A 22,311-nucleotide genomic window follows, 5' to 3' on the forward strand; every position below is an offset into this window, starting at 1 on the left:
CATTCTGAGTCTTTCAGTCCACAAAGGTTAAATTCATGGACTATCTCTGTAATGCCGGACTTTCCCCGGCAATTAAGCTTTACTCTCTTCTCTGATCTGATGGCCATCAACAATAATCTCATTACTTTCTCCCATATTTAATGGTATTACTGCCCCTTCCCCGTCCGTATAAGATGCTTCCATACCCATAGGAACAAAGATTTCCCCGCGTATTGCCCCCTGCTTCTTTTCCATCTGAAAACGCAGAATCCCTTTTGGTGTGATCATTTCCCCTTTCAGATCACTGACAAAAGATAAATGGGGTTTTATGCTGATCTTTTTCCAGCCCGGTTCTTCTATTTGGATTCCCAGGATATGATGAATCAGCTCATAGATCGGCTGGGCACTCCATGCATGACAATCACTCCGGCTGTTTACCGGCACCTCAGGACAGGTTGTACAGCCCTTGCCCTTAAGATCCTGCCACTGTTTAAATATGCTTTTAGCCAGTTCATATTTTCCGGCAAGGGCAAGTGCTTCTAGCAGCTCGAAGCTGGTGGAAAAAGAATACGAAACCACACCGGTACCAGCTAATGCCCGTTCCATTAACTCCCCTGCCAGGCGCCCTTCCTTCATTTTATTTAAGACCGCCCATGCCTGTGCATGAACGCTGTATTGTTCAAACTCCGGTCCTTCCCGATATAGCTTCCTCTTCTCTGACCAGCAAAGTTTCTCCACTGCATCACATATGCTTCTCTGGCGGTTACGATACTCTGCTGCCACGCCGCACCGCCCGGTTTCCTCATTTATATCCGCCCCACAGGATAGTGCATAAGAATACATCAGATTAATAATCGTAGAGGCACCATAAGCCGTGGCCTCGGGGGAACCATTTTGTGCCTCCCATTCAGGCTGCCAGTCAACAAATTCCCAATAGCCCAGATTTTCAACAAGCCCGTTTTTGATCTTGCGGTCATAATAATCTAATATCAGATCCACATCCGGGCGATATCTTCTGATCGTCTCCCGGTCACCGGTCTGGATATAATATTCCTTAAGCATAAAGATGTAGTGCAGTGAAAATGTGGAAATAATCTGTGTATGGGAACAGGGGTATTTCCCCTGAACCAGCCCGTCCGGAATAATACTATAATGAAAATCTTTAATTGCCTTTTTTGCCAGCCGGGTATCATTGCTGCAAATATAGGTGTACAGTGCCTGCAGACGGGTATCCATGGGAAACTGCATCTGTTCATAATAGGGACAATCCATATAGGTCTCATTCATGCATCTCTTTAGCGTATTTACACAGATTTCCCAGACTTCCTTCACCCAGCTGTTAGAGGAATCCACCCAGGTCTGTACCTCAATGGGATATCCGGTTTCCATAAAATGCGGTTCTCGAAAATACACCTCATTGTCACCGGTTTCTATTACAATCTTAATAAAACGAAACGTGCGGTACCAGAAAGGTTCATATAGCAATTCCGTACCATCCAAAAAAATTTCATCCTGCATCCCGTCCAACGTGCCGTTTATATAATCATCCCGCCTTACATCCACCTGCCCTCCCATAAACCGTTCTGCATATGTAAAACTTACCTTTGCATCTTTTCCAGAGGAAAATGCATATTTCACAAAGGCTGTTTTTATTTCACCCGCATCCAGGATAAACTCCCTTCTGGTATTTTTCCCGATATGAATATCCCCTGGAATAACCTGCTCCAGCAGTTCTTTTTGAAAGGTATTCTCGGTTTCATAGAGCAGCGGTATCTCCCGCTCTTTCATTACAAGGGCACCGATATTACCAAAACCTGCATTCCCATCATCTGTCTGTACCGGTTCCAGCATCTCTGCCCTTTGAAATTCTATCCGGCTTTCTGCCTTCTTCCAGGAAAAAGGCACTGCTGTCTTGGGAATACGCTCTGCTATTGCCCCAAACCAAGTGAGATATGGTTCCTGAAACTCCAACTGATAGCTTCCTTCCAGACGCACCCTCCAGTCAGCGATACCTGTTGTAATATCGGCAATTTTTTCTTCCTTTGCGTTGAATATACCTCCCTGGACTGCAAGACGGTGTCCCAGGGGAAGACCTGCATAGGCAATCAAAGGCTGGGTGCCGGTTTTCATCCTGTTATTCACAATATAAGAATCGCATGCCAGCACCTGAATGGCAATTCTGTTTGTTCCTGTCCACAGGTATTTTGATACCATGATTTCATCGTAATACTGTCGATAACGGTCTCCTTTGCAGGGTCCTGATAATATAGAATGCCCGTTTACCCACATGCGGTACCTTGCTGCGGCAGATAAACATATCTTCAGCACACCGGTTTCTTTTAGCGGGATATCCAGATAAAAATAAGCAAATCTGTTGTTCTGTTCTCCCTGTAAAATATTACATCTTTGAAGCTCCTGCTTTGGAACTCCAATCCAATTTGCATTTTTAAACATTGACTAAAACTCCCTTCACTCATCATACATTTCTCTTTCTGATTATGTAGAACTCTTTATCTCCACTTTAAAATAGTCTCCCGGAAAATCCGCTTTTATCAGAGATTCCGAGAGGCTATACTTGAATCAGTTTATCTGTTTTTAATCTTCACGGTATTCTTTTGTCCTTTATTTTTCAGAAGATCTGTATAAGCTTTTAATTTTTTCCCGGGAACTATGATTTTGGCATTCCTGTTGATTCCTTTGAGCGCTTGTTTTCCCGTTTTCCTTAACACTGTGCTTTTTATTGTAATCTTCTTTAATCCTTTACAATTCTGGAATGCTTTTGCCTCAATCGTTTTCACATTTTTTCCAATGGATGCTCTGGTAGCTTTTTTGCAGTTCTTAAATGCACCAGTTCCAATGGAAGTTATCTGAAATGACTTTCCTCCGATCTTTACGGTATTCAAAACGGTGATGGATTTTAATGCTTTTGTTTTAACACCGGTTACGGTTACCGTTCCTTTTCCATTGACACTGGCATTCGTCACTTTATACCTGTAGTTGCCTATTGTGTAGCTCCTGCCTTTTTTCATATTGATTGCAAATGTGGTGGACAGGCTGCCCTGGTAATTACCCTTGCCTGTTATTACCACTTTTGCTTTACCGATATTGACATTTTTGCTGTAAGAAATTGTATAATCTTTATCTTTGGCCATTGTCTTGCCATTGCATGTTAATCGAACCTCTGGTGTAATGGCTTTTCCGGTAAATACCTGTGAGGCAATTTTACTTAAAACAGACTTGGAGATATCAATTTTAGCATTTTCTGGTCCTTTTTCAGTCTCTTGTTCTGTCTCTGGTTTTGTTTCTGGTTTCGTTTCTGGTTTCGTTTCTGGTTCCGTTTCTTCCGGATCCGGTTCCTGGGCTTTTACAACAACACGTGCACGTCCCAGATTCTCTACCCTTGCAAATGGTGTGTCTGAATCCCCTTCACGCTGAGAGGCTACCCGCACCTGGGGATAAAAAGTACCAGGCTGGGTATATACTGCAGAGCCCCTGACGATTACACTACCGTCAGACAGCGTTTCATAATCTGTATCAACGAAGTTACCATCACCATATAAATCCCACTTGGCACTTACAATAGAACCGGTTCCGGGCGGTACCTGAACTGCTGCTTCTAACGTAACGGTATCGCCCGCTGCGATGTCTGCCCTCTTGGCACCATCTGCATACAGATCAACTACCGGCTGTATTCCCCAGCGTGACGCAGCATCATCCGGCAATACAAACTGACTGTCAACTACTTCATAACTGGATGACTGAGGAGGTTCCACACCTTCCTCCACCCAAGCCGACAGATCACGCAGCGCCTGTTCCAGACTGCCCACATAATTGATTAAACGCTCCGGAAGATCTTCCAGGGGATATGGATGATCTAAATGCATATATTTGTTCTCCTGATGATCCGCATACTGGTTAACCCAGATTCTAAAATCTGATTCAAGTCCCTGTTCCCTTACCCTTTGCCTGTACCAGTCCCCGTCCGTTGGAAAGGAATCAACGTCCATCAGATTCTGAATCATAATAACCTTCATGCCAATCATCCCGGAGTAAGAGGCGCCGCCTGACATCATAGACGCTGTTCCAACGCCTGAATGCTGTCCTCCGATCTGTGCATAGTAAGGTGTCCCCTCAGCATCTTTTAAATGATCCCAGGTATGATAGGTCATCCCTGGATCTATATGCCTGTGATATGCAATATTCGAAAGTCCGTCCTGGTTGATACCCGAATCTCTTAATTTTCTAAAAAGCCTGCCAAGCTCTGAATCTTCCGTCCCCAGGTACCCCGGCTCAGTCCAGAATTTTTCATTATATGAATTGGTCGTAATACCTTCTGCATCAGCCAGGGCATCTTGCAAAGTTTTATGATTATTCATCAAAAGCAAATATTCATAATTCTCCCATGCCTGCAAAGGCAAGCCTAACTTCGTAACTTCACGCAGAACTTCGCTTTCCATATCATTTAGCACCGCGTAAGGGTCACCGCTGCCTCCGGGACTCACCGCATCCTTAATAAGCGGCGCTTTCTCTTCCAGAACAGCACGGGCAAATAATCTGATATTAAAATTGCCAAGTGAAACCGGAGAGGCTGTAATATACGGTACCGCTCCATCCCATATATTCTGCAGTTTGGTGTTGGTGGTTTCCATTGCCCCGACTACTTGCATGGAACCGCCGCTGCCACCATAAATATAGCCATAAATCTTATCCTCATAACCATAGTAATTTTTCGCAATCGTTCTGGATATATGCGCTGCAGCCGCGTCAAGATTAATTCCAACCTTAACAAAGCCGCTTCCGCTTGTCTGCAGGGTATATGCCCCGCTGTCATAAGCAAGCGCTATATTATGATCGGACACATTCCGGTCCAGAAATGTTGGGTGCACCAATTGGTAAAAGCGTCCCTCAAATTTATCTTTCGGAGGAAGATGCACATCAAATCCGCCTAAGCTGCCAATTGTAACCATAACTTTAAGATGCGGTACCGGTGCAGTAAGTTCTTCTATAGACGTAATGGTGGGGCTGTCAGCCTGGTCTATACCCGTCGTATTGGCATAGCCCTCCAACAGACCCTCAGCAGTTACTTCTCCTTCTGCCACACCCTTCTGTTCTGCTGCCATAAGGTCTGATTGCGCTTCCACTTCTATTCCCGTTTTACTTTCTGCCTCCCTTTCCAGAATGATATCTGATTCTTTAGCCAATGCCGGCAATCCGGCATTCATCACCATTGCAAAAGCCATAAAACCCGCTAACACTTTTTTCATAAGATTTAATCTTCTCAATTTCCTTCCTCCCAATATTCCTCTTTCATTTTCAAGTAAAAAAATCTTCTATCCCAATAAACTCATCCCGTCACTTCTAATCTATCCCTCCACCTTTGCATAAAATCCCCGCTCATTCCCCTCAATAAAAAGGCTATCCGTTATTACAAAACAATCCTCTAAATGAATATCTTCTGAGGAACTGCCTATCATTACTTTGAATTCACCTGCTTCAATCTTCCATTTCATATCTTTATCCAGAAACGCCAGCTGTCCGGGCTCCACTATAAATTTCACCTGCTTCTTTTCTCCCGCCATCAGAGTCACCCTGGCAAATCCCGCCAGTTCCTTAACGGGTCTTTGTAAACTGGCATAGCTGTCGGAAAAATACAGCTGTACCACTTCTGTTCCATCCACAGATCCGGTATTTTTAACTTCGCAGGTTATCATAATGGTTTCATCCGGAGAAACCTCTTTCGCTTGGATATGCAAAGCGGAGTACTCAAACTGCGTATACGACATGCCATAGCCAAAACAATAGCGTGGTGAATGAGGTAAATCCACATAATCCTGAAAACCTATGCTGCGTCCCGTATGCCATGCTGATCCCCAGGGATGATTATAATATACAGGCAGCTGTCCGGTGTGGTAAGCGACTGACACGGGTAACTTTCCGCATGGATTAAATGCTCCCAGCAGCACTTCGGAAATTGCTCTGGCACCGCCCTCAGCTGGTGCCCAGGCTTCCAGTATTGCGTCCAGGCATTCATCTGCTGCATCACTGGATATGGGACGGCCGTTAAAATGTATACCCACCATGGGCTTTCCAAGCTTTGCTGCCTCTCTGATAAAATGTTCCTGACACGACGGAAGATTAATATCTGAACTGTCTACACCTTCCCCCATAGTCGCAATGGAACAGCTGCAATACCTGCCGCCAAGGGTCATAATTACCAGGTCGGCTGCTGCTGCAACCTCCAATGCTTTCCCATATCCGGATTCATCGCTGCCCGCTGCGGGATAACCGTATGCACTGCTAATTTCCACATTTGGCAGATCTTTTTTCAGTTGATCCAGTAAACTCAGAACATTTGGTTTCTGAAGCTTTAATAACTCCATAAATTCTTCTGTCTCATCACTTTGAACCTGGGTGCCCGATATCAGAACCGCGTCTTTATTCCCCGCAGTTCCTGATTCACCAATTCCTGCTATGGAGTTTGCCACTGCCAGCACTGCTGAAGACATACTCAAATGGGTATAGTCACCAAAGAAGACCCTGGCATTCTCAGCATGACAACCAATAACGGCAATCTTTTTTATACCTCCTTTGAGCGGAAGTATTCCATTATTTTTAAGGAGGATCAGAGACTCCCTGGCTGCCTGTAAAGCAATTTCCTCTTCATCCCCTGCCAGAAATGTCTGCTTTAATTCCTGACCGGCAAGTGCATAAGGATTTTCAAATAATCCCATTCTGAACTTCGCAGTCAGCACACCCAGAACTGCCTGATCTAAACGCTTTATGCCCTTCTCACTATTTTGCAGCCTGATCATTAGTTCATCGTTAAAAGCCATACGGTTTGGCGTCTCCACGTCCATTCCTGCCAGCAATGACAGCTCGCCTGCATCTGTATAGCTTTCACAGACATGCTGCACTTCGTGAATATTGCTGATTGCACTGTAATCCGAAACGGTCACGCCATCGAACTTCATTTCATCCCGCAGCAGCCCGGTCAGAAGTTTTGCCGATGCTGATGCCGGTTCTCCGTCTATGCCGCAATAACAAGGCATAATTCCCTTTAGCCCGCTTTCGCTGATTGCAGCCTGAAACGGCTTTGCGTGCACTTCACGCAGCAGACGATCCGGAATTTCCAGGTGAGTGCCATGAATTCCTCCCTGCGTATGATGGGATCCCAAAAAATGTTTCGCCACTGCTTCAGACTTTCTTCCTGCAGTTTCTCCCTGCTGAATCCCCCTCGTATAGGCTGCTCCCATTGCGGATACCAATGCTGCATCTTCCCCGTAGGACTCACCTTGCCTTCCCATGCGGGGATCTCTTGCCACATCCAGTACCGGAGCTAACGTATGGGTAATCCCCACTGCCCGTTCCTGCCTCGACACAACATCTGCAATTTTTTCCTCCAATTCAACATCCCAGGATGAGCCTCGTGCAATTCCAGCCGGGAAACTGGCTGCTTCCTGTATAAACGCACCGCATAAACCTTCCATATGAAAAATTGCCGGGATGTGATGGCGGCTCTGTTCCATAATGATTTTCTGAACATCCCGCTGAAAATCAGCCACTGCTTCCAGACTTTCAATATTTCTCATTTCCAGCGTACTGATCTCACCAATACCATTCCTGCACTTCTCCTTTACTTCCGCCATCCGATCCTTTGCAGGCAGGAAACAGGTCAGCTGTGCAAGCTTTTCTTCTGTGTTCATTTCCTGTAAAAGCAATTCTGCCCGCTTTTCACTGCTCAGTTGCGTATCCCTATATGATTGATTCATAAGCTTTATTTCTCCATTCATTTTTTACATATTATCCCGTTCGTTACGGGATACTCCATTCTGTGCAAACAATGCCAGCTTGCAATAAAAGTCTTCCAGCAGAAGCCGATGGTCAATTTGATCATACACCCGGATGGGACGGCTGACTCCATGATGTACATAGGTCATATCAGAAGCTATCCGCGGTGCCTGCCGCCACTCATAACTGGCGCTGTCTCCATACAAAAGCACGCCAACCGCTGGAGAGTCACCCAGAATATACCTTTCTCCGGTAAAATAATCCATCTTACGAACACCTTCGCATTGGTTGAATTCATCCAATTGCTCAAACAGATATTTTCCGATTTCACCCTGAGGACGAACCCGGTATTCCAGTTCGGCAAGCGTAACCGCTGCCTGCTTATATACATTTTGTGGAATCTGCCACAATTCAATTGGCGAGGAAAACACAACATTTGCTGCATTGATATCATTCCAGAGATTAAATTCATTCCCTCCGAGGGGATATGGCCCTCCTCCAATCCAGACAGCGGTTAAACGCTTTGCAATTCCAGGCTCCATCAGATAGGCACTTGCCAGATCGGTTATGCCGCCCAGGAACAGTACAAACAAAGGTCGTTCATCCTCTTTTAGTGCTTCTTTTATAATAAATTCTGCCCCCTCAGAAATCTCTGGGGTAAGCTCATCCCTTAACGCACTCTGCGCCCCATGATACAACATATCCTCTTTCTTTAAGCCCATCAAATCAAATATTTTCTCCAGTTCAGCATAACTTCTGTCCACACTGTCCTCTAAGCATCCATAACGTGCGGCAATGAATCCTACATTGTCCAGCTTCGGACTCAGTAAAGCCTGTACAATGGCATACTGGTCATCTGCTTCATTCTTAGCATCCGTATCAATAATAACCCGGACCTGCTTTTCCTGCGGGATTGTAAATGAATAATTACTGTAAATCATCGGTTTCTTCCTCCTGTATTTCATACCGTGTAATAAATAACGCTGCTACTCCTTTACACCTCCAAGTGTAATTCCTTTTACTAAATATCTCTGGAAAAATGGATAAATGGCCACTATGGGGATGATACCAATCACAGCAATAGACATCCGAATTGTTGTGGATGGCAATTTTACATTCGTCGCCATTGCCGCACTGCTCGTTGCTGCAGCGGAAATCGCACGAATATCATTGCTGATATTATTCAATACAATCTGAATGGTATAATACTCCGAACCACCTCTTGCTGATAAATAGTACAGACCATTCAGCCAGTCGTTCCAGTAGCTTAGAGCAGTCATCAGTCCGATGGTTGCAATGATCGGTTTACTAAGTGGAATCACGATAGATATTAAGATCCGCACCGCACCGGCTCCGTCTATTCTCGCTGCTTCTTCCAAACTGATGGGAATACTGTTGATAAAATAATTCCGGATCAGTATGATATTAAATGCATTCATCATCATATTCGGGACAATTAATGCCCATATGGTGTCCTTAATATTCCAGATCTTGTTATAACAGTAGTAAGTGGACACCAGACCTCCATTGAACAGCATGGTAAAAATCAACAGAAAGCTTACAATTTTCATACCCGGAACCCACTGCTTGCTGATGCCATAAGCAAATAAGACGCTGATGAAAAGGCATGCCACTGTGCCTGCTGCAGTTACAATAATGGTCATCAAATAAGCATGGCCAATCGTCTGCCATTTCATAGCAATGTACTCATATGCTGATAAGCTCCATTCCTTTGGAAAAAAAGTAAATCCGTTGACGGATGCCCAGCTATTATCTGTAAATGAGGCAATAATCAAAAGAATGAATGGTAAGAGTGCAACGGCAGTCGCAATGATACAGATTGCATTCGTGATGATTTGTGTCCTCATATTTTCTCTTGTTTTCATTTATGCCTCCTTTAGAACAGCGCACTGCCTGCCTGATACTTTTTCACAATCTTATTTGCGATTAAAATTAGGATGAAACCACAGATAGACTGGTACACACTTGCTGCTCCTGCCATTCCGTAATCCGCATTCTTCATCAATGCCTGATATACATATACATCTATTGTTCTGGTGAATTCATACAGCGGCCCGCTGTTTCTTGTCACCTGATAAAACAACCCGAAATCAGAACGGAATACCTGGCCTACACTTAAGATAAACAGCGTAATTACAGTAGGTTTTAATAAGGGCAGCGTGATATATCTGATTTGTTTCCATTTCGATGCTCCGTCAATCCGTGCTGCTTCAAAAAAATCCTGACTGATTCCCACGATACTGGAATAATAGATAATCATACTGTATCCTGCATTTTTCCATGTATTTACAAATATCAGAATCAGCGGCCAATAAGTCTTATCCTGATACCAATTAACCGGTTTCAGCCCCATCGCCGGAAACAATGTCTTGTTCAAGAATCCGCTTTCACTGGATAAAAATGCATATCCCAGATAACTGACAACAACCCAACTCATGAGATAAGGCAGTAAAATAAATATCTGGTACAATTTAGAAGTATGCTTTGAGCGAATTTCATTGATCGAAATCGCCAGCAGTACTGCACAAACAGTTCCAATGACAAAAAAGGCTATATTGTAACAAATTGTATTTCTGGTGATGGACCAGGCATCCTTTGATGCAAACAGAAACCGAAAGTTATCCAGGCCACTCCAGTCACTTCCAAAAATACCTTTGGTATAATTCATTTTCTTAAATGCTATGACAATACCAAACATCGGCAAATAGTTATTAATCAATAAGTAAATTAATCCAGGCAAAACCATCAGATAAAATGGCAGTACCTTTTTCAGTCCTATTCTCTTCTTTGCTGCCGGTAATTTTCTTTTTCCGATCATGTTAATCTCCTATAATATTTCAGGCTGCCGCTAACTTTTGTAAGTAACAGCAGCCCTTTGTCATGATAGATTATTTACTTGCTGCCCATGCATCAAGCTGCTTTTGGTTTTCTGCAATTATTTTATCAATGCCTGCTGATTTTAGCGCGGCATTAAATTCCGGCAAAGCTTTTTCAGGATCCAGTGCTCCTGCATTAAAGCTATAGCAATACTGTTCCATCACGGTCTCAACTGCAGCAATTTCGGTGGTTACGCTGCTGGCATTAAAGCTGTAACCCATCGCCGGTGAATAACGGCTTTTGGGCAATGCATTTTCATAATCAAGCCATTTTTTACTCAGATCGATATCAGCAGGATATACAGCCGGCAGAGTCAGGCGATTTCCCCAAAGACCGTATACATTGCTGTAAGGAAGCTGTGTAATGTCATCAGCCAGATACTTAATTACCTGATATTCTCCATTATCCTCCACTACTTCATACTCTTCCCCTTCAAATCCGTATTGAATTAAAGTACCTGCTTCATTATTTGTAAGTACATATGCGATTGCTTCTACTGCTTTCCCCGGATTTGCAGAGGTAATAGGTACATTCCAGTTAACATTAGACCCGCCATTCAGCCTGATAAATCCATCAACTGTACGGAACTGGACTACATCCTGTCCCCAGGTGGAGTTTGTTGTCAGCATACTGCTCTCCGGCTCACAATAACCAAAGCTTCCCAAATAATTTTCTTCCATAGCACGGTTTGAAAAGTCTGTATCCACTGCTGCATCAGGTGCAATATATCCCTTTGCTGCCCAGTCGTACATCATTTCACAATATTTCTTATATTCCTCTGTTTCAAAATAATTATAAATGGTCGTATCCTCAAAACTTCTGTTTAACATCAATACGCCGGCTGAAAAACTTCCCGATAACATATCGTATTCCTGATAGCTGTAGTTCAAAGGCTCATATGTATTATTCCAGGGAGTCATCATATAGAAATCCTTGCCTTCTCCTTCTTTTACAATTTCGAACATCTTTTCAATTTCTTCTAACGTATAAATTTTATTGTCATCCTGTTCAAATCCATACTTATCACAATATTCTTTTTTCATATTGAATCCATAAGTCTGATACAGTTTGTTTACGCAAGATGGAAGGGAATACAGCTTGCCATCATAATAATTTCCACTGATCCAGTTTGGCTCAATCTTACTGCCATACTCCTCCATGTATTCATCCAGAGGTAAAATCAGACCATCTTCAACCAGATTTCCCACACTTGTGAAGGCTGTCAGTGAAACATCCAGCTGTTCTCCGGATGATATCATCAATGTAGCATCCTGCTGGGAAGTCATAAGATCTGTGGGTACAAAGGTTACGTGAACACCGATGTCTTTTTCCATCATCTCGTTCAGCGCGTCTTCCATCCGGTAAAATCCTTCCGTCACCTCGCTGGTTGCCGGATACTGCCAGAAAATTTCTACAATATCTCCATCTGCTTTCGACTCGGTACCAGCAGCTTCCTCTTTCCCTGTCTCTGAACTGCTTTTCGCTGTATCATCCTGCGATGTCACAGCTTCCGTCTTTGTTTCATTATTTGATTCCTCATTTGTTTCTTTATTTGTATCTTTATTTGTTTCCGCTTTTGTCTCGTTCCCGTTCGTCTCCTTTTGTTGTCCGCATCCTCCTAAAATACTTACCGCCAGGCTGCTGCATACTAATAAAGCAACTACTTTCCTCTTCATAAATTTCCTCCTTAATAGGTATTTGTTTCTATGCTTTATTTATACTTTTTTTTGACTCTAAATACCATACTATTTTCAAACTGGAATCTCTCGAAAACGAACTACTTTTTTTATTGCATATGAAAAACGGCTCTACTTATCCTTTAATCTTCTCCACTATATTGGGATGGTGAACACCCAAATGATTTCTTAAACATAGAATTAAAATTAGCATAACTCTTATAGCCAACCAGCTCTGACACAGCATTTGCGCTAAGATTCCTGGTCTTTAGCAGCTCTGCTGCCATCTTCATCCGCTCCGTAATTATATACTGGCCAACGGTTATATTCTTTTCCTTTTTAAAAATCCGATTTAAATATGCCGGATGTATGAACAGCTTTTCAGCTATTTCATTTAAAGAAAGCGTCTCACTGGACAGGTTCTCTACAATATAGCTTATCGCTGCATCCACCGATTTTTCCGTTTTCTTCTGTCCGAAATTTTCTGTTGCCAGTTCCACTTTTTCCTTAACCGCCTGCCTGCCGTATTCCTGAAAACGGGCAGACTCCCGTTTGTCTTTAATCCGGTTAACCACCTTAAGAACAGCCGCTCCGATATCCTCGTACATGGCTGGCATCAGCAAATAGTCCTGGCAGCCCAGCTGAATCGCTTCCTTTGCGTATTCAAAGCTGGCATGGCAGGTTAAAAAAATACATTCAATCTCCTTTTTGTTCTCCCTGACCCAGCGCAGTACTGCTATCCCGTTTTCACCAGGCATCTCAATATCACAGAGCATCAGATCAATGGGATTTTTCTGGATACAAAGCTTGGCGGCTTCTGCATCATAAGCGGTAAATACCTCTTCCACCCCATACTGCTCCCATGGAATATCTGTTTTCATTGTCTCAACTGTTAAAATAGCATCATTAATCAATAGTAACTTCATTTTCTACCTCCAAATTGTATGGGAATTGTATGATCACAGAGGTCATTTCCCCCTGTACTGACATTATTTCAATCTTTGCTTCCGGACCATAAAAATGCCTTAATCTCCGTATGGAATTGGATAATCCGATGCCAGAGGTAAAATTCTCCGGCTCTGTGTCTCCCTGCAGCAGCTTCCTGCATTTCTCCAGGGACTCCCCGCTCATGCCATTGCCGTCATCCGTAATCTGAAAGATCACTTTTTTATCCGCATATCGTCCTGTAACCGTTATATGGAGCATGGTTCCCTGCTTCACTCCATGCTTAACTGCATTCTCAATAAAATTATGTATCAGCAGCGGCGGAACCCGGACATATTGAACCTCCGGTTCTATATGATACTCTGCTTCCACGTTTCCTGAATAATTGATGCAAACCATCTTTACGTAACCCTGAATCAGCTTAAGCTCCTTGGGAAAAAGCTCTAATTCCTTCTCACTTCGGAAAATATACCGAAAATATTCTGAGAGGTATATGATAATCTGCTGAACCGCAGTCATCTCTTTGCGCTGTGACAAGGTATATATCAGGTTAAACGTATTCAGAAGGAAATGTGGACGAATCTGCAGCTGCAGATTGCGAAGTTCTATTTTCTGCCTTGCAATTTCCTTTTCATAGCCTTCAATCCGCAGGGCCTTGATGTTATCCGCCATCTGGTTAAAAGACTGGTATGCTTCCATATACTCCACAGAATTAGCTTTATCACTGATTCTGTAGTCCTGATTGCCTTTTTTTATCTGGCGGTGTGCATGATTTACTATTTTCAACGGCTTTATTAAAATGATTTTCAAAAATAAAAACAAAAGCGGTATCAATGCCAAATATAAGAATGCCATGGTCTGCAATGCCGTGACATATTTAGATATTCCGCCTACAATTTCACTTTTCTTTACACTAATCACTAAATTAAGCTTCTTCAAATTCGCTGAAACAACAATGCGATCGCTGGTATTCGGAGGGCTCATACCCTCTGACAAATCAATTGAATAATCAGTATAGCTCAATCTGTGTTCCAGTTTCTTCATAAGTGCATCCAGATTAAACCACCCTCCATAGACCATACTTTTTTGCTCCACTATTAAAAACAAGTATTTATACGAATTGAATTCATAAATATGCCACCCGCCTGTAATTCCGTCATCCAGCTGTTTCTCTATAAATTCATTCATCGTATGGTACAGGTTATTACTATCCTTAGGGTTTTCATCATAAACAACCACATCTTTCATCTTCTTCATATAATAAAAATAGCCGTCTCCACCATCCGTCATGCTTCCCATAGATTTCAGGCTGAAAAACAATTTTTGCTTCGAGCTTTGATATGTATAATTATCTTCTTCCTGAAGTTTCATTTGGATACAATCCGGATTCTTGGTTAAAAAATAATATAATAAGGTATGGGTATTCGTCATCTGGGTTTCGATTTCTGACGTAAAAGTATCCGCCAGAGTCTGGGCGGACATTTTATTTTGGTTTACCATGGTATCAATCACCTTCTCATTTGCGATGATGGCAATCAGATTCAGCGGCAGCACCATTACCAGCATAATCAAAATAACCTTGGTTGATATGGAGTTAAACAAATGGCAGACTCTCTTCTTCATAAATAATTCCTCCCTTTTCAGGTTAATTACAGCAACCTTGAAACCAGTTATACATACTTTGAGTTCCTGATTTGCATTAACCTTAGTTTATCATATCTTGACCAAAAAACCGAGTAATAATCTCTTTTGAAATTAAAATATCATACATTATAAGGTAACAAAGAAAAAAATAAACCCTCTTTTAAAAGACTAATCTATAGTCAGATAAAAGAGGGTTTATTTTTCTATATTTTTCTATATTTTTTATTATCTTTGCAGGAGACGTAAGTCCTCCTGTGAAATGTCTGTTATTTCTACCCAGTCATCCTGTGTGTTATGGTAGTAATAAGCCTTGCAGGATTTTGGGAACGTGACATTCCCCTTTGCATTAAGGCTGCAATATCTGCCCACCAAATCACACGCATTTAATTTATCAACTAAAAAGGAATTGTCACACTGCAATAAACACTGCAGTGCGCAATCCCTTAGTCCCTTTATTTCAACCGTATCATGTCTTTCCGAGCTCAGAATGACTTGATTTTCTCTGATGCATACTGGAGGATGACAGCTGTATCGCTTCCGTCTGCCAATCCATCCCTATTTACATCTGCTGTCTGGATTTGTACTTTTGAGAGTTGTTCCAGTTCCGCGCTGTATCTAAGCAGCTTTGCCGCATCCCGGGTATTCACCATACCGTTCTGGTCCACATCACCCATGAGGCGTACCTCCAGGATTTCTCCAACAAGTTTCTTCAAAATTTTCCCTATTTCATCTGCATCTGCGTTCTGATTCTCATACACAGCATGTGCACTGTCTGCCACTTCCCGGAGACCTTCCATACTGCTTTCCAGATATTTTCCGAACTCTTTCAGAATCTCATCCGCTTTATCCAGTGCGGCCTTCAACTCTTCTTTGTTTCCTTTTCTCACAAGGGAAGTCATTGCCTCTGACAGGTTCCTATATGATTCATTGATGTCTGCTTCTTCTGCCTGTCCACTCTCCGCAATTTCCCTGGACGCTTCCAGTGCGTCTCGAAGCTTCTGTACGCTTGCAGGTGTGTACTGATCTTCTTTCTCCAGAATCTCTTCTGCCGTCTGTATAAGGATGCCAAGTCTTGTGTCATCTTCTTTCACCAGCATAGACGTTACCGCAGTGAGCAGATTTTTGGTCACATTGTTGATCGTTCCCTGGTCGGAACCGCTGTTTTCAAATATCTGCTGCGCTGCCAGAAGGGCTGTTCTGACCGCCTCCACACTTTTTTCTGTGTACTTTGACAAACTCTCTGTGTCTGCAAGTATCGCCTCTGTGCCTTCTATAGCTGCTTTCAATCCCACCTTCTGTGTCCCGTTTTCCAGCATATTACATGCAGTTATGAGTGCCAGAAAAGCTTCGTCAGCCTGTTTCTGATTGATATCCTGGTTTTCCATAAGTTCCTTGGCTGCGTATAATGCCTGCTCCACCGAAGCCCAGCTTTCCTCTGTGTAACATTTGTTTTCTTCCTGCTCTGCCGCCATACTTTCCGCCATAACAACCGCAAGTTTCAGGCTTGTCAGATCTGTATCTTCGGAAGGTTCCGGCATTTCTTCGCTGCTGCCGGTAAGCATATAGGTGCTTCCTGCTTCTGTGATGAAGGAAAACCTTCCCTCTTTTTCTCCGGTAGTTTCCACTTTTACCGGAGTTCCGTTCTGATCCGTAATAGAGACACTCTTCCATCCTTTTCCCTGGACCGTACATTCACCTCCGTTATTGGATATGATTTGTGCTGTCTTCAATTCACCGTTCTCCCAGCTTTCACTGATTTCAAAGTTTCCTCTTGCAACCAGACCACTCACCGATCCGGAAACCCATTGATTCTCAGGAAGTGCAGGAAGCAGATTGATATATCCCGCATTCGACTGCATAAGCATCTCAGCGACCCCACTGGTATATCCAAAGTTTCCGTCAATCTGAAAGGGTGGGTGAGCATCCCACAAATTGGTATAAACGCTGTTGTTAAAGTAGGAATTGATAATCTGGTAAGCACGGTTTCCGTCTCCGACTCTTGCCCATGTGTTCAGCCGCTGTGCCACACCCCATCCTGTTGCATCGTCACCTCTGTCGTTTAAGGATACTTTTGCCGCTTCCATATACTCCTCATTTTCCACTGTAATCAGATCTCCCGGATACAGTCCCAGAAGATGGGACATATGTCGGTGTCCCCCTGAATGATTAGGAATAGTGCCTGATGTGTTCTGTCCAAAGCTTGTCTCGTCATACCATTCTTTAATCTGTCCGCTGTCTCCGATTTCTATTGGTTTTAGTCCATCCATAAATTCTTTCCAGGTATCAATCTGTTCCTGCGATACTGTTCCCGGTTCTGTTTCGTTCAATATTTCTGCTGCCTCTATGCAATCGTTAAATAACTGCCATACTAATGTATTTTCATATGTATTTCCCGCCGTATATGGACCATGTTCCGGGGAAAAAGCAGGTATTGTAACATAGCGCTCAGTTCCGTCTGGATCCACTGCTTTTTTCAGAATGGACTGATAGAATTTTGCCTCCTCTTCCATCATAGGAAAGATTTCATTCTTCAGTTTGTTAACATCTCCTGAGTATTCATATGCCTCATAAACATTCTGGAGCATCCAGGGAACACCTGCCGGTGACCACCCCCAGGAAAATGTCCAGCCCGGACAGGTCCAGCCAAAAGGCGTATTCTGGGTATTTGCTGTGAATCCATTCTGCTGTCCCTCTGAATTATCAACTCCGAAGTATACCTGGGCCGTCTGCCGTCCCGGTTCCCGCAGTCCCTCCATGTACCGGATCATTGGTTCAGCACATTCTGCCATATTGGTCACATAAGTAGGCCAGTAATTCATCTGCATATTTACATTCAGGTGGTAATCTGATCCCCACATTACCGGATCGTTGGCAGCACCGGAATTGTTCAGCCATACCCCCTGGAGATTGGCCGGTAGTTTATCCCCTTCTCTGGAGGATGCAATCTGCAGATAACGCCCGAACTGGAACATCAGGGTTTCCAGATAACTGCGTGCAGCGGCATCGGCGCTACCCTCCTTATAAGACGCCATTAACTGGTCCGCGGTCATACCTGTTTCCTGTTGACCCAGATCAATTTTTACTCTGTCATAGATTTCTTTATAATCAGCAACTGCATCTTTCTTTACTGTTTCATATCCTTTTTGACATGCTCCCTCCAGAATCCCCTCCACACGCTGTGACAATTCCTCTGATGTTTCCCCTGTACGGTAAACCGGATAATTGGTGTCATAATCCGTTCCCGCTGACACGAAAATGTAAGCTTCCCTTGCACCTGTCACCGCAAGTGTGTCTGTGGTACCTGCCAGCGGTTCCACCTTTCCCTGTCCATCCGGCAAAACGACCTTCAGTCTTCCATTGAACTGCATTCCATTATCCCTGAGTTTACCGGAAACGATAATACTGTCCCCTGATGCTTCATAAAGAACATCCTTACCCAGGCTTTCCGCATTTTTTTCGGGCTGATCTATGGGGAAATTAACCTCAAATTCCAGTGGACGCATCTGCGTATCCTCCCCAGCGCCTTCTGCCTTTTCTGCAGTCAGCTTCATCGCAATGACCCCATCGGGATAGCTGGCAAGATATTCTCTGTGATAATGTGTGTTATCCCTGTCAAATGAGACCTCTGCGATGGAGTTGTCCAGATTTAGCTCCCTGCTGTAATTCGTTACTTCCGTATGCTCAGGACGGGGGAGCTCCGCCTCCATATCGTAAGGGTTGACTGCAATACCGTCAAAGGATACCTTACTTCCCTCCACACCCCTGATTTTCAGAGTATGCTTTGTGTTCTCCAGGTTGTTCACCTGCAGCTGGCATCTGCGGCTGTAGTAATCAGAGTAGGTATTGACTGCCGTGTATTCCTCTGAGTCATCCAATGCATATTCAAATGTACCTACCTGAAAACTCATAGCGCCAAACAGCTTAAATCCCGTTCCCGTAAATGTGTAGGTCAGTGAAGCATCCTTCGCTTTATCGCCATCCACATAGACTTCGTCTGTTCCAAACCAGGAATTCCCGTCAGATTCCTCTGTACGGTCCCATCGTTTCCATTCTCCTGTAAATTCCAGACCTTCTTCGGGTGCTTCCACATTCCAGTTTACATTTGTCTCTCCAAACAAAACCTTCAGGTAATCAAAAGATGTTTTCTGTGCTCCACTTTCATGTTTCAGAGACTCAAATGTGAGAACATGCTTCCCGTATTCCAAATCACATATTTCAAAAAGTACCTGATTTTCCATTTTTTCAGAAGCATTCATAGTTCCTGAATCTACCACTTCTCCGTCCACGGTTACCCTGTAGTCTCCCATATTGGAAGCCTTTACCCCAATCATCTGCATTCCGGTTCCCTGAAAGTTCACTGTAAAAGTACCCGGTGCCTCATTGTAATGCTCTGAACCTGCCTCCCAGGAGCCCTGGTCCCATCTTTTCCAGCCATCTCCATATCGAATACGGTCGCTGGTATCGCTGATAACACCATCAGAAGATTCTGGTTCATACATATAATCTCTGTTAAAATCCAGATATATATCTCCCCATGCCTGATAAGCACCGTATTCCCTGCTCTCTTTTCCAACCAGGGAATCACACATGGAAGCCGCATTTCCATCTCCGTTTAGAAATGCATTCTGCACAGACTGCATATATTCAGCCATAGGCTGACCGTTTACTTCCTCAATGTTCCCACCGGTATAAGGCTCTGTCTCTGAGGGTCCTCCATTCCACATTTCCTTGTGATTGAAAGTAAGATGTTCTTTCTCAATCTCTCCATAGACATTTGCACCCATGTAAGAATTTCCTATAGGAAACGATAACTGCTGCCACCGTTCCGTATCACTATCCCCACCACTTACATGCCCCTGTGATACCGGTTCATCAAATACAATACTCATCGGAGCCTGATTAACCTTTTGATACGCAGCCTGCACAGATACACTGCCGCTAAAAGGAATTGATGCAACTGTCAATACAATTGCCATACCCTTGCTAATCCCTCTTTCTCTACTCTTCATAATTTCCTCCATTCTACTATAATTTATTTATGATTATTAATGCTATCATATGGGCAATAAACAATTCTAATCTTATAGTAGCGCGGTATTAGAAATTTCTTTAGTACTTTCTTGACCAAATTTTTCAATTTTTTAATGTGATTGTTGAGTTTTAGAATTTATTTATGAATTTAGTATTTTGTTAAGGATGCTAATCACAAAAAACTATTTCATAAGCTATAAGAGGGACAGCCCAGATTCTTCCCAGTCTCTGGTTCGGTTGGTGATTGCTCCACCTCCTATTGCTGCCCTGCATCCGCTCCTTCGTCTGCCCCGGCAGGCCCTGTGGCTATGTATTATTGATTCTTTAGTTCTCATGCTGTATGCACTTGAAAAGCTATTCCAAAACCAACTCTGGATTTTCCGCAAAGTGTTTTAGAATTACAATGTTTTCCGTGGATGACTCATTGATAATTTCTACTCCTACTTTTGCAGCACGTTCTGTCACGAAAAATTCATCATTTGTCAATTCGCCCAGATGAATCAGAGACGGTGTTTCCAATTTCCACTGTCCAAATGTTCCATGTCCCTCCAAACAGATAATACCGTAGGCAGCCGCATCTTTGATTACCACTTTCTGTTCCGGAAATACAGTTAAGCGCTTTGCAGAAACGGTACTGCATTTATAGCAGATCCACTCCTCTATATACCCTTCTGACAGCATATCTTCTACCACCCTCACCGGTTTTGGCCTCATATAATGTTTCTTATGGAAATCTGCATCTGTATTTTCCTCCCAGTCAATTACGTCCAGCAAATATTCATAGTTTCCGACTTCTTCTTCCGGAGTGTTCTTCCACAGCAAATCTTCTCCGATTACCTGACCGTTTAGCAGCACTGACTGATACATGGCATACACGTCTGAGGCAAACTGCGGTTCATAGGTACAGAGACTTCCGGGAGCATGCATCACTCCGGGGGGAACATCAAATCCTGTATCCAGTTCTAATTTATAAGCTCTGGATAAACCAAGAATATTATTGTCTCCTTTGGTGAAATTTTTGAGTACATCTAATACTTCTTCTTTTTCTGTTTCCGGATTAAATCCAAAGAAAGTAAAAGGAAACTCTCCACCATGGTTATTAACCTGGGATGGAAAAAAATACATCTCTGGCTTGCCGGAAGCCCCTACCCTGGCTGCGTGTTCTGCCCGGTGATGAATATGGTGAGAAAGAGGCCCTGCATTGTCAAAGAATTTGGAAAACATGGGCCACCCCCTATACTTCTCCCACAGATAATCGCCCACGATTTCTGCTCCCAAAAGCTCTATTGCGTCCTTCAGAAGGATTTTTTCTTTGCCTTCCTGATCCACCACAATATAACTCATGCCTTCATCTTCTGGTGTCCCTTCTCCGTTTTCCGCCCAGGTTGTGGATGCAAACCATCTTTCATCGATACCGCCCCTCTCTGCCCCCAGTGCATAGTAATCATCCGGATGCAGCTTAATCCTCTTTCCTGGTCTGCAAAATGACCTGGGAACCCAGGTAGGTGCCAACCGGAATATACCTTTTCCTTTCTGTAATGCTTTTACTGCTAATTCCTTTTTCTCCATCAATATCCTTCCTTTCTAGAGTACTCTGCCCTTTCCTTGTACAAGGCAATCTTTTCTTCCTCTTCTAAAATTTCCGCCGTAAATGTAAACGCCTTTGTTTCTTTTGGTTTTCCCATATAGGCAGAAAGCTTCTCCCGATCAGATAACTTCATGTCTTAACTCCGTTGCCCTTAACACACCATATTTCTGAAAAACATGCCGGTATATGACGCTCATCATATAAGAAATACCTGCCACACCTATAAAAAGCAGCAGCAGCGCCGCTGGAAGTGGATAGCACAGTGTGACAGCAATCAAAATACCACTTCCTAAGAGAAGCACTCCCGTCCAGGGTAGTGCCGCCACACCAAGGAAGGCTGATTTCTTCAGCAAACTCCCAAGTTTCCTGTCACCAGTCCATGCCAGAAGGGGAAAGGCAAAAACCGTACAGGCCAGGAAAAATACCTCTCCAATCATACTCCCTGCTACAATTACACTACTTCCCACCTGAAAGCCACTTGCAAAGAGCGCACAGAGCAGTGTCTGTACAGTCAGAAATAATAACCAGAGCTTTGTACTCTCTTTTTGATTTTTGGCAAAGTATCGGATATACGTTCTGACTACATAAGCTTCCTTATCCTCTGTCATTTCGATCAGGACATCAAATAATGCTGTAGTGGATGCCCCGATTGTAATAATCGGCAGGGAACAAATCATCCACATGAGATTCAACAGCAGAAGGTCTGCTGCCTTTGACATAAATTGATTGAACTTCCCATCCAGTGCAAATAATTTTTCCATA

13 protein-coding genes are annotated in these 22,311 nt (G+C 43.4%); all 13 read right to left on the bottom strand.

What is annotated here, in order from left to right; genetic code table 11:
* Positions 1-72: 72 nt before the first annotated feature.
* Entirely contained in the window at positions 73-2,433 is a 2,361-nt protein-coding gene (locus RHS_RS07915; RefSeq protein WP_047832861.1) for a family 78 glycoside hydrolase catalytic domain, read from the bottom strand.
* Between the two features lie 131 nt (positions 2,434-2,564).
* The gene (locus RHS_RS30560) at positions 2,565-5,261 is read right to left on the bottom strand and encodes a leucine-rich repeat protein (protein ID WP_395021768.1); all 2,697 of its coding nucleotides are present in this window, start codon (positions 5,259-5,261) and stop codon (positions 2,565-2,567) included.
* Positions 5,262-5,342: 81 nt separating this feature from the next.
* Complete coding sequence (locus tag RHS_RS07925; protein ID WP_047832862.1) at positions 5,343-7,748, bottom strand: glycoside hydrolase family 3 N-terminal domain-containing protein; 2,406 nt, start codon at positions 7,746-7,748, stop codon at positions 5,343-5,345.
* Positions 7,749-7,772: 24 nt separating this feature from the next.
* The gene (locus RHS_RS07930) at positions 7,773-8,708 is read right to left on the bottom strand and encodes a nucleoside hydrolase (protein WP_047832863.1); all 936 of its coding nucleotides are present in this window, start codon (positions 8,706-8,708) and stop codon (positions 7,773-7,775) included.
* A 45-nt stretch (positions 8,709-8,753) separates the two neighbouring features.
* Complete coding sequence (locus RHS_RS07935; RefSeq protein ID WP_027294483.1) at positions 8,754-9,653, bottom strand: carbohydrate ABC transporter permease; 900 nt, start codon at positions 9,651-9,653, stop codon at positions 8,754-8,756.
* An 11-nt stretch (positions 9,654-9,664) separates the two neighbouring features.
* Entirely contained in the window at positions 9,665-10,606 is a 942-nt protein-coding gene (locus RHS_RS07940; protein WP_044289415.1) for a sugar ABC transporter permease, read from the bottom strand.
* 70 nt (positions 10,607-10,676) lie between these two features.
* A complete protein-coding gene (locus tag RHS_RS07945; protein ID WP_047832864.1) occupies positions 10,677-12,341 on the bottom strand; it encodes an ABC transporter substrate-binding protein in 1,665 nt (554 codons plus the stop codon).
* Between the two features lie 143 nt (positions 12,342-12,484).
* Positions 12,485-13,267: a response regulator gene (locus RHS_RS07950; protein WP_027294486.1), complete on the bottom strand. Its 783-nt coding sequence runs from the start codon at positions 13,265-13,267 to the stop codon at positions 12,485-12,487.
* Positions 13,248-14,909, bottom strand: a complete 1,662-nt coding sequence (locus RHS_RS07955; RefSeq protein WP_047832865.1) for a sensor histidine kinase — start codon at positions 14,907-14,909, stop codon at positions 13,248-13,250. Before RHS_RS07955 ends, RHS_RS07950 begins: the two co-directional genes overlap by 20 nt.
* A 503-nt stretch (positions 14,910-15,412) precedes the next feature.
* Positions 15,413-19,939 (bottom strand): glycosyl hydrolase family 95 catalytic domain-containing protein, encoded by a 4,527-nt coding sequence (locus RHS_RS07960; RefSeq protein ID WP_395021771.1) that lies wholly within the window; start codon positions 19,937-19,939, stop codon positions 15,413-15,415.
* A 376-nt stretch (positions 19,940-20,315) separates the two neighbouring features.
* Positions 20,316-21,530, bottom strand: a complete 1,215-nt coding sequence (locus tag RHS_RS07965; RefSeq protein ID WP_047832866.1) for a hypothetical protein — start codon at positions 21,528-21,530, stop codon at positions 20,316-20,318.
* Positions 21,530-21,682 carry a hypothetical protein gene (locus RHS_RS30565; RefSeq protein WP_176731124.1) on the bottom strand — a complete coding sequence of 51 codons (153 nt, stop codon included), beginning with the start codon at positions 21,680-21,682 and terminating at the stop codon, positions 21,530-21,532. The genes RHS_RS07965 and RHS_RS30565 overlap by 1 nt, the downstream gene beginning before the upstream one ends.
* Positions 21,669-22,310 (bottom strand): DUF624 domain-containing protein, encoded by a 642-nt coding sequence (locus RHS_RS07970; RefSeq protein WP_047832867.1) that lies wholly within the window; start codon positions 22,308-22,310, stop codon positions 21,669-21,671. The genes RHS_RS30565 and RHS_RS07970 overlap by 14 nt, the downstream gene beginning before the upstream one ends.
* Position 22,311 lies beyond the last annotated feature (1 nt).

Origin of the sequence: Robinsoniella sp. RHS, assembly GCF_001029355.1 — a bacterium.
In the GTDB taxonomy this organism is placed as follows: domain Bacteria; phylum Bacillota; class Clostridia; order Lachnospirales; family Lachnospiraceae; genus Robinsoniella; species Robinsoniella peoriensis.